Origin of the sequence: Sediminibacter sp. Hel_I_10 (genome assembly GCF_000688335.1) — a bacterium.
In the GTDB taxonomy this organism is placed as follows: domain Bacteria; phylum Bacteroidota; class Bacteroidia; order Flavobacteriales; family Flavobacteriaceae; genus Psychroserpens.
Genome location: NZ_JHZX01000001.1, coordinates 356,466 through 370,288, shown reverse-complemented (window position 1 = coordinate 370,288; position 13,823 = coordinate 356,466). Strand labels below are relative to the sequence as shown.

Genomic DNA, 13,823 nt, shown 5'->3' with positions numbered 1-13,823 from the left:
AAAACATAACATATATGAATGCAATCATCATACAAGTATTTCTGGTCTTATACGGAATCATAGCTTTAATAACAGGATTTATGGGCATTACGGCTAAATATGACCCATCAATAAATGTGATGGCAGATAACTCTCATCGTTTTGTTGCGGCCATTTGGGCAGCTACGGCCATCGGTTTCGTTTATTGCGCTTTTAATCTTAATGAGACCGCACTTTTTCGTTTTTTAATAATAAGTCTGGTCATAGGTGGTATTGTAAGAGCTTCATCAGCATTTTTATATCATTTGACACCTTTTATTATTTTCGGCATTTTTTTAGAAGTAGTCGTTCCTCCGATTCTGTGGTATTTGCAATCCAACATTTCTTCAAATAAATAGTAGACGTTAACCTAATTTAAAAAAATCATTGTTATGAAAAACTGGACTAGAACAAATATACCTTCAGATTTAAGCGATAAAACCTATGTCATCACAGGAACCAGTTCTGGTATAGGAACCGTCATTGCTTATGAGTTGGCAAAAAGAGGGGCACAAGTCATCGCAGGCAACAGAAATCTGGAGAAGGCGCATAAAGCAATTGCAACTATCAAAAAACCATCTGATGATTTGAGTCGCCTCAAAATCTTACCATTAGACATCTCTTCATTACAATCGGTAAGGGAATTTGCTAAAGAAGTTAACACCACTTCTGATATTTCGCAAATTGATGGTTTGCTTTTAAATGCTGGGATTATGGCATTGCCCGAAAGAAAGGAATCTGTGGATGGATTGGAATTGCAAATGGCGACGAATGTGTTGGGCCATCATTTACTCACATCCTTACTCATGCCAAAAATTAAACTGGCAAACAAGGCTGTGATTGTATCCACAAGTTCATCCGCCAGCAGTACGGCAAAAGATAAAAATCTTTGGGATGATTTAAACGCTGAAAAAAAGTATGACCCTTGGGAAGTGTACGGACTATCAAAAATAGCTGCGATTCAATTCAGGGATGGATTGCGTGATTTTATTAAAGAAGACAAACTTGACCATAAGATTCATGTCCATTCCACACATCCAGGTTTAACTGCCACACCGTTATTTGATGCTTCCAAAGGTGTTTTCGCCTCGGTCTTCAGAAGTATCAGAGGCCTTTTTATGATGGATGTAGAACAAGGCGCCTTGTCGACTTTGAGAGCAGCGGTTGATGAAACACTTCCTGATGGCAGTTTTATTGGACCTGGAGGTATTACAGGGATGACTGGAAATCCTGAAGTGCGAAACGTTTACAATCCCAAGTTAGCGCTCGACCCGATTTTAAGACAGAAAATGTGGGACTATTGTGATGAAGTTACTGGTGCAGTTTGGCCAAAATAGATGTAATGAAATTAAATTTTAAGTTAATAAGCGTATAAAAAATTTGTGATGAATAGCAATTAAGGCTGGACACGTTGTTCGGCTTTTTTTTTAAAGTCTTTACACATTTGATACTTTGATGTCTAACCAATACATGGTAAACTCTATGGTCATTAATAAAAAAAAGACATGAAGCAATCAAACAATACGGTACTCATTACTGGTGGAGGTTCAGGAATTGGATTGGCATTGGCTAAAAAATTTATGGAACACGATAATACTGTCATTATTACTGGCAGAAATCTGTCCAAATTGCTCGATGTGCAAGCTGAATTTCCAAAAATCAATACGATTAAAAGTGATGTTACAAAAGAAAATGATGTGGCAGCATTGGCAGACAGAATGCAGACAGATTTTGGAGGTATTGATATTTTAATAAATAATGCGGGAATAATGAACTTGTTAGATGCTGGTCATGACGATAGCAATCTGGATCAGCAGATAAACGAGATTGAAATCAACTTTAGTGCTCCAATTCGGATGTTTCACTATTTCTTACCACAATTAAAGAAGAGTCATAACGCTGTCCTTATCAATACATCATCTGGTTTGGCTTATGTCCCGTTTGCTCAAGCTCCGGTCTATTCGGGTACAAAAGCGGGACTTCATTTTTGGACAAAATCAATTAGACCTCAATTGGCATTGCACAATATAAAAGTTGTAGAACTGTTGCCACCTGTTGTAGATACCAAGTTGGCAAAAGATGCCGATTTATCTGATGATAAATTAAAACCGATGCCGCCCAAAAAGTTGGCGGATATTTTCTGGAAAGACTTTACAAGCGGCAAGGAAGAAATAACTCCTGGAATATCAAAGCAACTTAAATTCATGAGCAGATTGGCGCCAAAATTTATCTTCAAACAACTTAATAAAGAGTTTATTCCTAGACATAAATAATTATGGACAATTTTCTAATTTTCAACATGCAAACCACAGCTGGCTTGATTACGTTTTATCTTGCCATTAAATGGTTTGTCTTCCCAAAACTTGCTAAACGCAATATTTACGATGCACTGGTACCCATGGTGCTCATTCATGGTCTCAGGTATTTGGGTATGGTATTTATGGTGGATACCCAAGTATATGATGCCTTTCCTGATGACTTGGCTTTTACCGTTGGCGTATGGGATTATAGTACCGCTATTTTAGCAATAATGACTGCCATTGCTTTGAGAAACCATTGGAAATATGCAATCCCCTTAGCTTGGGTATTCAATATTTTTGGTTTTACAGATTTGATTGTTGCTTTTCCTCAAGTGTTTGAAATTGAATTTTACAATTATTATTTAGGTACCATGTGGTGGGCATTCTCAACCATTGGAGTAGTTAATGTGATAAGTCATATCTACATCTTTTACCGTTTGTTTACATATAAAAAGGTGAAAATCAATAATTAAGTTATTCTAGTTTGACATCAATGGACATCAAAAAGACAATTATAATTGTTTTAAGAACATCAATAAAAAATGAAAAGGATATTAAAAAGGTATCTGAATATTTAAATATCCATGAGGCAATTTTTTCTTGGAATTTTGATTTAGAAGACCGGGAAAATATATTAAAGCTAAAAGCCACAAAAGAAATTCAGTTAGAAGATTTGATAGAACGTATGAAGCTATTGGGGTATGATTGCGAAGAACTATTATAAAAAATAAGGTTATATAAAAAGCATATATTTTTTATGAATAAATTAAAACTTTTATTCCTGTTTCAATTGATACTATATAGTTGTGCAACTCATCAACTTCAAATCAAAGAAGCTATAAATAAAGAAAGTCCGGTTTTAGACCGGCCAATAGCGCATACCTTTTATCTTATTGGCGATGCTGGAGTCAAGAAAGATTCATTATCAAGTAATTTACGTCGTTTTAAAGCTGAATTGAGTAAAGCCCATAATAACAGTACCGCCATCTTTTTGGGAAATAATATCTATCCTTCTGGCTTACCTAAGCAAGAGGATATTGATAGAAAGAAAGCAGAAAATATACTCAACAATCAAATCGCGACACTATCAAATTTTAAAGGAAAAACAATTTTTATTCCTGGTAACTATGATTGGTATAATGATGGTGTGAAAGGTCTAAAAAGACAAGAAAAGTACATTGAAGATAAACTAGGAAAAAACACATTCCAACCTGAAAAAGGGTGTCCGATTGAAACTGTTAAAATAGGAAATAACATTGTTTTAATTATCATAGATTCTGAATGGTATTTGACAAATTGGGATAATCAACCAACTATAAATGATGATTGTGACATAAAAACACGTACCCGCTTTTTTGAAGAAGTGGAAGATGAAATCAAAAAAGCGATTGGAAAAACGACCTTGATAGCCATCCATCATCCCATTTTTTCAAATGGACCACACGGTGGCGCATACAGTTTTTCAAGCCATTTAAAACCGTTACCAATTGTAGGTTCGATAAAAAATCTGGTCAGAAAAACAGGTGGGACATCCTTGACCGATATTCAAAATACGCATTATAATGAGTTACGAAAACGGTTGGTAACGCTCGCACAACAAAATGATAAAACCATTTTTGTTTCTGGGCACGACAACAGTCTTCAATATCTTGTTCAAGATAGTGTGCCTCAAATCATTTCTGGTTCAGGGTCAAATACGACGGCTACAAAAAATAAAAATGGAAGTCTTTTTTCTTACGGCAGTCTTGGATATGCGAAATTGGTCGTTTATAAAGATGAAAGTTCCGAAGTGATTTTTACGTCTTCCGAAGATAAGAAGGTCGTTTATAAATCGGTCGTTTTTGAGGCAAATGACCCAAATCCATCTTTTAGTTTCCCAAATTCTTTTCCTGATACGACGATGGCATCCATTTACACCAATGACGAAACCGATAAAAGTAAGTTCTATCAATTCTTATGGGGCGAACGCTACCGCGACGATTATAGCACAGACATAGAAGCAGCTACAGTCAATTTAGACACGCTTTATGGAGGTCTAAAACCTGTAAAAAAAGGTGGCGGACATCAATCCAAATCCTTACGTCTTGAAGATGGGAATGGCACTCAATATGTGATGCGTGCCTTGAGAAAACAGGCCATCCAATATCTTCAGGCAACCATTTTTAAGGACCAATTTGTCGAGGGTCAATTTGAAGACACCGCTACAGAAGGGTTACTGTTGGACGTATTTACAGGGTCACATCCCTACGCACCCTTTGTGATTGGCGATTTGGCAGATGCCATTGGCGTTTATCATACCAATCCCAAACTATTTTATGTTCCCAAGCAAAATGCGTTAGGCGATTTCAATTCGGACTTTGGAGATGAACTGTATATGATTGAAGAACATACATCGGAAGGCCATAACGATAAAGCCAGCTTCGGTTTTTCAAATACATTCATAAGTACCAATGACCTTTTTGAGAAAATACAAAAGGATGAATCCATCGTGATTGACGAAGACTCATATATCAAAGCCAGATTATTCGATATGTTGATTGGCGATTGGGATAGGCATCAAGACCAATGGCGCTGGATTGAATTTAAGGAAAATGGAAAAACCATCTATAGACCGATGCCAAGGGATAGAGACCAAGCCTTTTCAAAAATGTCTGACGGATTTGTACTTTCTGCAGCTGTTGCACTTATTCCAACCGCAAGATTGCTGCGAGCATATAAAGACGACCTGAAGGACGTTAAAGGCTTTAATATAGAACCGTATCCCTTGGATATGGCCTTTATAAAAAACGCCACGAAAGCTGATTGGGACAAACAAGTCGCAATTATTCAAAAAGGCATAACGGAACAGATAATTGAAACCGCATTTTTAAATATTCCCAACGAAGTAAGGAATGACAAGGTCGAAACCATTAAAACTATTTTAAGGGAACGCTTGAAAAATCTTCCGCAAATTTCGGATAGATATTTTAAGTTCGTCAATAAATTTGGTGTGGTCACAGGAACAAATAAAGATGATGCGTTCATCATAACCGCAAACGATGATGGTAGTATTTTGGTGGAAGCTTTCCGTAAAAAGGATGGTGGATTAACAGATGAATTCCACAGTAAAACTTACAGTCCAGAATTGACAAAAGAACTTTGGATATATGGATTGGATGACGAAGATACATTTGTTGTAAAAGGCAAAAGTAAGCGTATTAAAATCAGATTGATTGGTGGCCAAAATAACGACGATTACACAACTGATTTTGGCAAAAACATTGTTATCTACGACTATAAATCGAAAAAGAATTCGCTAGAAAACGCTTCAGAAGCAAAAATCAAATTAACCGATGATTACGAAACAAACGTCTACGATTACAAAAAACTAAAGACCAACACGAACCAATTGATACCAACATTGGGCGTCAATCCTGATGATGGTTTTAAATTAGGGGTTTCAAATGTCTTTACAACCTATGGTTTTGAACGCAATCCATTTACTTCAAAACACGCTCTAAAGGCTGAATACTTTTTCGCAACGCAAGGGTTTGATGCCTCCTACAGTGGAGAATTTGCCAACGTCATCAAAAATTGGAATCTGAACATTGACACAAGAATAACAAGCGATAATTTTACCCAGAACTTTTTCGGCTATGGTAACTCCACCCCAAATTTTGAAAGTGATGAGGAAGATGGAATTGATGCCGATTTAGATTTCAATCGAGTCAAACAACAATATGCGCACGTTATCCCATCATTTATTTGGAAAGGCTACAATGGTGCTCAATTTAAAATCGGCGCAGGCTATGAAAATGTAAAGGTTACAAGAACTGCAAATCGCTTTTTGGAAACGTATTTCGCAGCAGCTAATTCTGTTTTTACAGACCAAGAATTTTTGGTGTATTCGGCCAACTATCATTATAAAAATCAAAACAACAAAACATATCCTACATTAGGAATGGAAGTAGGTTTGACGGCTACTTTTAAGGACAATATCAACAATTCAAACAATTATGGAACAATTGAGCCACTACTGGCATTTCAACATAAAATTTCAGCCAACGACAAATTGGTTTTAGCAACAAAATTCAAAGGCCGGGTCACATTTGGCAATGACTTCGAATTTTATCAAGCCGCATCCATCGGCGCCAATAATGGGTTGCGAGGGTATAGAAACGAACGCTTTACGGGGAAGCATTACATCTATCAAAATACAGATGTGCGGTATAATTTCAACAGTATTAAAACGTCTTTGTTACCAATAAGTATTGGTATTTACGTAGGTTTCGATTACGGTAGAATTTGGGTTGACGATGATTTGGTTTCTGATAGTTCATTCAACGAAAACCAATGGAATACGTCGTATGGTGGCGGTTTTTGGATAGACGCTGTTGAATTGCTATCCGCACGTTTCGGTGTTTTTAATTCAGATGATGGCATACGGTTGTCCTTTGGTCTGGGCTTCGATTTTTAAACTAAAAAATGAAAAAAATAAGATTTCGCAGAGTTATTAAGATTACGATATTGTCTATAGCTATCGCAATTATTCAGGTATTTTATGACCATTTGGTTTTAACCAGTCACTTTGGGCTTGGAACATCTGACGACTATAGTTTGACGGCTGCGCTCTTACTCAATATCATTTCAGGTTTGCTTGGCGGTATTTCAGTTGGGCTTGCACTTAATTATATCGACGCCAAGTTTCGCGATAAGCCTTATGTTCAAAGCCTTTCAATTATCATTTTGGTGTTCATGTCAATGTGGGTCATCAGGAACATAATGGAAGGCATCGCTATTTCAGAAACCAATGACATGACGTTCAAATGGATGTTTAATTCGGAAGACGTCAAGAACATTTTGTTCTGGATGATTATTGTAATCTTGACACATTTTTTACTTCAGATGAGCAACAAATTTGGTCCGGGCAAATTGGTAGAGTTGTTTTTGGGTAAATATGATAAACCAAGTGAGGAGCAACGTATTTTCATGTTGCTAGACCTAAAGTCTTCCACCACAATCGCAGAGGAATTAGGAAACATTAAATACCATCTGTTTCTGAAAAAGGTGTTTTCAGATGTTACCAATCCTATTTTAAATTCTGGAGGGGAGATTTATCAATATGTAGGAGACGAAATCGTGATTTCTTGGCCAATTAACAAATTCAAAAATACTTTAGGATTTGCGAAGTGCTTTTTTAACATTCAATCTTTTTTAGAAAGTAAAAAACAAAATTATCTGAACGATTTTGGTGTATTTCCCATATTCAAAGCTGGTGCCCATTTGGGCGAAGTGACCGTTGGGGAAATCGGCGTCATCAAACGGGACATCACCTATTCTGGGGATATTCTCAATACGTCTGCTCGCATACAGGGACTTTGCAATGAGCTTGACAGTAAACTTTTAATTTCAGAAAGTTTGTATGATTACTCAAAAGATATAGAAGATTTTTATAGCATTGAATTTAAAGGCTCGATACCCTTGACAGGGAAAAAAGAAGTTTTGAAATTGGTCAGTATTACGAATAAATAATAGCTATGAACAACGAGTTGATTTTAAAAGCACAATACTACGTGACTAATCTCTTAACGACAAAACTTTCTCAAGATTTTAAGTATCACAATCTAAACCATACTGCCATTGTTGTTGAAGGCGCAATGGCCATTGGTAAGGGCGAAAATGTTACAGATGAAGAGATGGAAATTCTGCTAATTGCCGCATGGTTTCATGACACAGGATATGTTCATACAAAACTCGATCATGAAGATGAAAGTGCACGTATTGCTACTGAATTTTTGAAACAAGCCAATGCAAGCGATGACTTCATATTAAAAGTAAGTCGCTGTATAATGGCCACTAAAGAGGGTGCGGTTCCAAAAGAAATGTTACACAAAATCATTCGGGACGCAGATATGTTCCATCTATCTAAACAGGAGTATAAACATTTTGCGGAAAACTTAAGAGCAGAAATGGCTTTGCTTTATGATAAGAACTATACTGATTTAGAATGGCAGCATTCAAACCTCACGTTTTTGGCCAATCACCAATATTACACTAGATATGCAAAGGAATCATTCTTTGAAAGTAAAGAAAATATTAAAAAGAAGATTAGAAAAACAATCAAGAAGTTAGAGCAGGAAATTGACTCCAGATTGACCCAAGAATTAGGGGTAACTGCGGCAGAGCTAAAGGCACTAAAGAAAAAACTTATAAAAGCAGAGGGTAAACCTGAAAAGGGTATTGAAACCATGTTTCGATTAACCTCAAAAAATCATATAGACATCAGTGGAATGGCAGATAGTAAAGCGAATATTATGATTTCCATTAACACGATTATCATTTCTGTACTTTTAGGGTCTTTGATGCAAAAATTGGATAATAATCCACACCTCATTCCACCCACAATTATACTGCTAATTGTTACTCTAACTTCAATAGTCTATTCAGTACTATCCCTAAGGCCCAACATTACCACGGGAAAATTCAAGAAAGAGGATATTGCAAATCAAGACACGAACCTGCTTTTTTTTGGTAATTTTCATAAAATGAAAAGAGAAGATTACCACTGGGGAATGAATAGACTCATGGAAAACGCTTCATTTCTCTATTCTAATTTGATTGATGATATATTCTTCCTCGGCATAGTACTGGCAAAAAAGTACAATTATCTTAGAAAAGCTTATAATATTTTTATGTACGGAATAATTATATCAGTAATTTTCTTCGTGCTCTCTATCTTGTTTTTTGATGAAAGTACAATGTAATAGCAACTAAAATGACCGAAAGAATAAGAGGTCATCATCTTTAAAGGATGTTGGTTAAAAATTTAGATATTTTTTCGACGTTTCAATTATTAATGCTAATACAACTTGAAACTTTAGGAAAATAATGTTCGTGCAATATTCTACAAATAACAATCCTGAGACATATTATATCAAATACTTTTTTATTATTCGGTCACTTTTTAAAAGCAAAAAGAAAGATTACTTAAATAGTTTTTGTGTGGCACTTAAATTCAAGTCGAGGGCTGATATTGTATAAACTACGGTTGGTTCAATCGGAATGATCAAGAGCTACATAAAATATGCTAGAGATCTTTTAAATTCAACGATAGGTTATATAATTAATAACAATCCATCATAAGCTGTCCATTCTCTTCAAGTGCCTCAAGACTAAAATGTGGATGTTCCAAGAGCAGATGTTCTAAAACATCAAGAACATCGTGTTGCATAGCCAGCGAACCGCAAATCATTATGACACCGCCCTCTATGACGGTATGCAACAGAAGCTCTTTTTGTTTAGCGACCATATGTTGCACATACTGCGTTTCACCTTCTCTGGAATAGCTTTTATGAACAGTCACCGTTTGGGTATGCTCTAAAGTGTCTTTAAGGATGGCATCGTAAATTTTTGATGAAGACGCCGTTTTACCACCCCAAAATAAATGTATTTCTGTGGGATGGTGTTGTTCTATCATTCCTAAAAATGGAGCAATACCTGTACCATTGGCTATTAGCACTGCGGAAGTTGCAGCTGTAGGAAAATGAAAATCGGGATTTAGATCAATAGCTGCATTTAGAAGATCACCAGCCTTTAAGTGATATAAATACGAAGAACCGCGACCAAACTCATGTTTTTTGATGCTCAACAAGAGGGCACTGCCCATTTTTGCGATTGAATATTGCCTGAAGGTCTCTGTGTCATCTGGAAAAATGGCCAATAAATCTCCGGATTCAAAATCAACGTCCTTCTCCGGTTTTAAGAGCAGTAGAAATGTATTATCAACATTCAACTCGGTACGTTCTAAAACTTCAAAAGGCATGCGTTTACGTGTCTTGGTCTGTATTGTTGATAGTTCTAGGTGTAAGGAGAGCTGTAACATTTGACCTAAAGTTTGACTCCAGTCTTTGAATACATTAACGTCTGCATTGTTGATTTTGCAGAGTGGGAGTAAAGGTTGAAAACCGTCATTAATTTGTAAAAGTGCATCTAGCTTTAAAGCAAACTTGCAAAAGTCTGGGTAGTCTAGAGAACCAAAGCCCACAACCGCATATTGAATCTGGTGCGGCTGCTCTATTTTTGGAAATACGGCCTCAAACTTTCTGGCATTTGTAGGTGGTTCACCATCGCCATAAGTAGACGTGAGAATGATGATGTGTTTTGCTGTTGCGAAAGTCGTGTAGTTATTGAGTTCGGTGAGGTACACGCTTTTGCCCAAAGCACTTAAATTTTCATACAGACGTTTAGAAAAGTCAAAAGCCGTTCCCGTCTCAGATCCTACTAACAAGATGATTTCACAATGGTCTTTATCTGGCATTTTAGATGAGGTCTTCACTTTTTTTAGTCGTTTTAAAGTCATCACAACACCAGAATACATAAAGAATAGGATTGAGGCGCTGGCCAACATTAGAATCACCGACCATAATACATTACCCTCTCCAGTGTGGAGCAACAAGCTCCAGCGAGATGCCAATGCCACAAAGGGATATGATGCACTGCTTACTATAGTTCCCGTCTCTTGATTAACCTTTATCTCTCGATCTTGAAGCGCGATTTGATAATACTCTTCGGGATCTTCAGAAAATGGAAATTCTATGCTTCTAACCTGGTCGAGCATGGTGCTTTTAAAAAACGGAATCTCCAAAACACTGTGAAATCGTTCTGCACGATCTGTTGCTCCAGTGTGCTCATGATGAATAGAAGTGTCGGGAAGTAGATCAAACTTTTCCGCAGAAAGATAAACGCCAGTTAAGGCGAGTATCATTAAGGGGATAAAGAGCCATCTGCTCAAAATGACATGGTAACGCAATTCAAAATAATCCTTCTGTACTTTGGAAAACAAACGCTTAAAGCCACCTTGTCTTTTAGCAAGCAAGAGGAGTCCTGTAACGGTGATTAGAAATAGGAGTAGAGCGATAAGACCCACAAAAAAACGTCCGACACTTTTCAAAAAGAGCGAACGGTGTAAATTGGTGGCGAAGCTATAAATTTCAGCACGTTCTTGTACGTCACCCAATTGTTCTCCTGTACTGGGGTTGACGTAGATCTCTAGTGTTTCCATTTCCGCAGTAAGTACAGACGCCTTTACAAAGCCAGACGATTCGACCTCGAGCTCAAAAATCTCATCATATTGAGATCTTAGAGTGGCAATGGCAGTGCCTAAAGAGACGTTCTCCAAATCTTGAACCGCATAGCCTTTTGCTTGATGCGAGATGGGTTCTACAGCGAGAATAACTCCTGTAATAGAAGCTATAAGTAGAAATAGGGAAGAGGCGATAGCGAGTACGAGGTGACTGTACCGCCAAATGGAAATGGTCATAAGCTATTTTTACTGCGGAAGCATTCGCACATAACGAATAAAGCCTTTACCTTCTTTTTTGGTTTTAATATTTTCTGCGGTAAGTTCAAATTCGATATCATTAGCATAATAGCCTTTATCTTCAACTGAAGTTTCAAATCGCAGACGGTAGCCCTTGTCAATTTTATCTTCTGGTATATTTAAGACGGTCATGGTACGCTCGCCACCACTTATGGTTGCACCAGAAATGGCATCTATATTAGGCCGGTATTTGCCATAGAATTTCCACCATTCAGTGATTTCACTGTACCACTCATTATCTTTGCCTTGTACGTAAAGCGTTTCTTCATAGTCACCCGACGGATTTAAAAGAGACACCACAACATAGGCACCCTCTCCAGAATAATTGGTCATTTGTATCAAACATTTTACAGCTTTCGTTTCCGCAGTAAATGCTGTAAATAGGGCACCCGCAAGTAATAATGCAGGAATAATTTTAATAAACTTTCTCATATTATCTTAAAAAATTCAATGGAGTATGGTGTTGCTGTAGCAGTTCGTTTTCACTTGCGAGATCAAAAGCGCTTTCTTCAAAATCGGTTTTGATTTTTGTGTCAGCACCTTGAGAGATTAGGTATTTCATTAGCTCATCATTTTCAGCTTTCATAGCGGCAAGATGCAGTGCTGTTAAACCTTCGTCGTTTTTAGCATTAATATCTATAGTGGCATCCCCAAGTTTTTTTAGAACTTCAATAGCGTCATTTTTGACGGCCAAATGATACACCGTTTCTCCATTGGCTTGGATGGTATTCCATTTGATACCCTGATCTTGTAAAAGTTGGAGTTTGGCATCAAACACTTCGGGCTGCCTTTTGTTAAAGGATTCTACCAGATAAAAAGCAAGCGTGTTGCCTTCTGCATCTTTAGCAAATGTATTTATTTGAGTATCGAGTAGAAATTTGACCACATCTGGACTATTTCGTTTTACGGCAAGCATTAAAGCATTTTGTCTCTTGTTGTTTGTAGCATTAAAATCATTGACATCTTGAGCAAGCAGTTGCACCATCTTAAGTTCATTTCGAGAAGCGGCATTAAGAAAAGGCGTCTGGCCTTCAGCATCTTTTTGATTGACATCTGCGCCGGCATCTAAGAACAGTTTTAAAATTGCTGGATCAGTGGTGTTGAATGCTAGCCGATGTAAAGGAGTGCTTCCCTCAATGGTGACATTATTAGGATCAAGCCCTAAACTTTTTAAATACTCATAAACTGCTATGGGATTACTATGCCCACGACCTCCTTGCACAGCAAATAAAAAGGCGTTACCCCCTTTTGAATTTAAGGTTTTGTAATCTGCTTCTTTAGAGACGAGTAGTTTGAGAAAATCAATATTGCCTTTTTTGGTCGCATAATTAAAGATGCCGTTTCCATGATGATCTTTAGCGTCTAGCGTAAATCCTTTCTTTAAGAAAAAGTCTAATTCTTCTTGATTAGAAAGAGAAGGGGCCACTAACAATAAAAGGTTAGCTCCATGCACGTTAGTTTCATTGGTAAGTTGAACACCATGTTTTTCAAAGGCGTTATATAATTCAGGATTGGTTTGACCTGCATTGGCAGCAAACATCAAAGGTGTATTACCGTGACTGTCTAATGCCGCAGTGGATGCGCCTTTATCTAGCAAATACTTAACAATATCTATTTGACCGGCGTATGCTGCCCAGTGCAGATAAATACGACTATCATGGGTTTTTTTATCAACAGAATTCCCTTCTAACGATAACAGATATTTTACAACGGGAGCATCTGTTTTTGCCAGAATTGCATAAACCGTAGCGTCAAAGGCATTAGAATTAAAAGCCGTGGCATCGTTCCCGTTTTCAATTTTTTGCTTTACAGTGTCAAGATCAGGCTGGGTTTGCCAGAATGATCGCTCAAGTAAGCTGTTTTCTTGTTGTGACTGTACAGCGATTGAAATCAGGAAGAATAAAAAAAGGGAGAGCTGCTTCATAGTTTTGAAATTAATTAACGTCGGCAAAACTAATTATTTTTATTTGTTCTAAATAACAATTGCTAATTTATTTCTGGTCTATTAAGATTAGGTCTAAATAATATTGTAAATAAGGTGCTATTTATCAGATGTTTACGATTGTTATTTTTTGAAATTGCCATTTTCTACTTTTTGAGTTCTAAATTTTAAGTAGATAATTTTGAGCGGGTTATCGGTATGGATT

The 13,823-nt window shown here is 37.0% G+C and carries 11 protein-coding genes; 8 read left to right on the top strand and 3 right to left on the bottom strand.

Annotated features, from left to right (window positions below):
• Nucleotides 1–14: 14 nt before the first annotated feature.
• From P176_RS0101630 to P176_RS0101595, 8 genes are all read left to right on the top strand, one after another.
• Nucleotides 15–377 carry a DUF4345 domain-containing protein gene (locus tag P176_RS0101630; RefSeq protein WP_081820655.1) on the top strand — a complete coding sequence of 121 codons (363 nt, stop codon included), beginning with the start codon at nt 15–17 and terminating at the stop codon, nt 375–377.
• A 33-nt stretch (nt 378–410) separates the two neighbouring features.
• Nucleotides 411–1,355 (top strand): SDR family NAD(P)-dependent oxidoreductase, encoded by a 945-nt coding sequence (locus tag P176_RS0101625; RefSeq protein ID WP_026753061.1) that lies wholly within the window; start codon nt 411–413, stop codon nt 1,353–1,355.
• Between the two features lie 168 nt (nt 1,356–1,523).
• Nucleotides 1,524–2,291: an SDR family oxidoreductase gene (locus tag P176_RS0101620; RefSeq protein WP_026753060.1), complete on the top strand. Its 768-nt coding sequence runs from the start codon at nt 1,524–1,526 to the stop codon at nt 2,289–2,291.
• Between the two features lie 2 nt (nt 2,292–2,293).
• Nucleotides 2,294–2,791: a hypothetical protein gene (locus P176_RS0101615; protein ID WP_026753059.1), complete on the top strand. Its 498-nt coding sequence runs from the start codon at nt 2,294–2,296 to the stop codon at nt 2,789–2,791.
• A gap of 20 nt (nt 2,792–2,811) precedes the next feature.
• Nucleotides 2,812–3,042 (top strand): hypothetical protein, encoded by a 231-nt coding sequence (locus P176_RS0101610; protein ID WP_026753058.1) that lies wholly within the window; start codon nt 2,812–2,814, stop codon nt 3,040–3,042.
• Nucleotides 3,043–3,075: 33 nt separating this feature from the next.
• Complete coding sequence (locus P176_RS0101605; protein WP_026753057.1) at nt 3,076–6,774, top strand: metallophosphoesterase; 3,699 nt, start codon at nt 3,076–3,078, stop codon at nt 6,772–6,774.
• An 8-nt stretch (nt 6,775–6,782) separates the two neighbouring features.
• Nucleotides 6,783–7,829, top strand: a complete 1,047-nt coding sequence (locus tag P176_RS0101600) for an adenylate/guanylate cyclase domain-containing protein (RefSeq protein ID WP_026753056.1) — start codon at nt 6,783–6,785, stop codon at nt 7,827–7,829.
• Nucleotides 7,830–7,834: 5 nt separating this feature from the next.
• Entirely contained in the window at nt 7,835–9,061 is a 1,227-nt protein-coding gene (locus tag P176_RS0101595; protein ID WP_026753055.1) for a Pycsar system effector family protein, read from the top strand.
• 359 nt (nt 9,062–9,420) lie between these two features.
• Here P176_RS0101595 and P176_RS0101590 read toward each other — a convergent pair whose 3' ends face one another.
• The 3 genes from P176_RS0101590 to P176_RS0101580 are packed head-to-tail and all read right to left on the bottom strand — an operon-like array spanning nt 9,421 to nt 13,600.
• Nucleotides 9,421–11,616 carry a PepSY domain-containing protein gene (locus P176_RS0101590; protein ID WP_026753054.1) on the bottom strand — a complete coding sequence of 732 codons (2,196 nt, stop codon included), beginning with the start codon at nt 11,614–11,616 and terminating at the stop codon, nt 9,421–9,423.
• Between the two features lie 9 nt (nt 11,617–11,625).
• Nucleotides 11,626–12,108, bottom strand: coding sequence for a DUF2271 domain-containing protein (locus tag P176_RS0101585; protein ID WP_026753053.1), 483 nt, complete (start codon nt 12,106–12,108; stop codon nt 11,626–11,628).
• A gap of 1 nt (nt 12,109) precedes the next feature.
• Nucleotides 12,110–13,600, bottom strand: a complete 1,491-nt coding sequence (locus P176_RS0101580; RefSeq protein ID WP_026753052.1) for an ankyrin repeat domain-containing protein — start codon at nt 13,598–13,600, stop codon at nt 12,110–12,112.
• Between the last annotated feature and the right edge of the window lie 223 nt (nt 13,601–13,823).

Coding starts and splice junctions, on each gene's coding strand:
- P176_RS0101630 (WP_081820655.1), top strand. CDS start 15: ATGAATGCAATCATCATACAAGTATTTCTGGTCTTATACGGAATCATA.
- P176_RS0101625 (WP_026753061.1), top strand. CDS start 411: ATGAAAAACTGGACTAGAACAAATATACCTTCAGATTTAAGCGATAAA.
- P176_RS0101620 (WP_026753060.1), top strand. CDS start 1,524: ATGAAGCAATCAAACAATACGGTACTCATTACTGGTGGAGGTTCAGGA.
- P176_RS0101615 (WP_026753059.1), top strand. CDS start 2,294: ATGGACAATTTTCTAATTTTCAACATGCAAACCACAGCTGGCTTGATT.
- P176_RS0101610 (WP_026753058.1), top strand. CDS start 2,812: ATGGACATCAAAAAGACAATTATAATTGTTTTAAGAACATCAATAAAA.
- P176_RS0101605 (WP_026753057.1), top strand. CDS start 3,076: ATGAATAAATTAAAACTTTTATTCCTGTTTCAATTGATACTATATAGT.
- P176_RS0101600 (WP_026753056.1), top strand. CDS start 6,783: ATGAAAAAAATAAGATTTCGCAGAGTTATTAAGATTACGATATTGTCT.
- P176_RS0101595 (WP_026753055.1), top strand. CDS start 7,835: ATGAACAACGAGTTGATTTTAAAAGCACAATACTACGTGACTAATCTC.
- P176_RS0101590 (WP_026753054.1), bottom strand. CDS start 11,616: ATGACCATTTCCATTTGGCGGTACAGTCACCTCGTACTCGCTATCGCC.
- P176_RS0101585 (WP_026753053.1), bottom strand. CDS start 12,108: ATGAGAAAGTTTATTAAAATTATTCCTGCATTATTACTTGCGGGTGCC.
- P176_RS0101580 (WP_026753052.1), bottom strand. CDS start 13,600: ATGAAGCAGCTCTCCCTTTTTTTATTCTTCCTGATTTCAATCGCTGTA.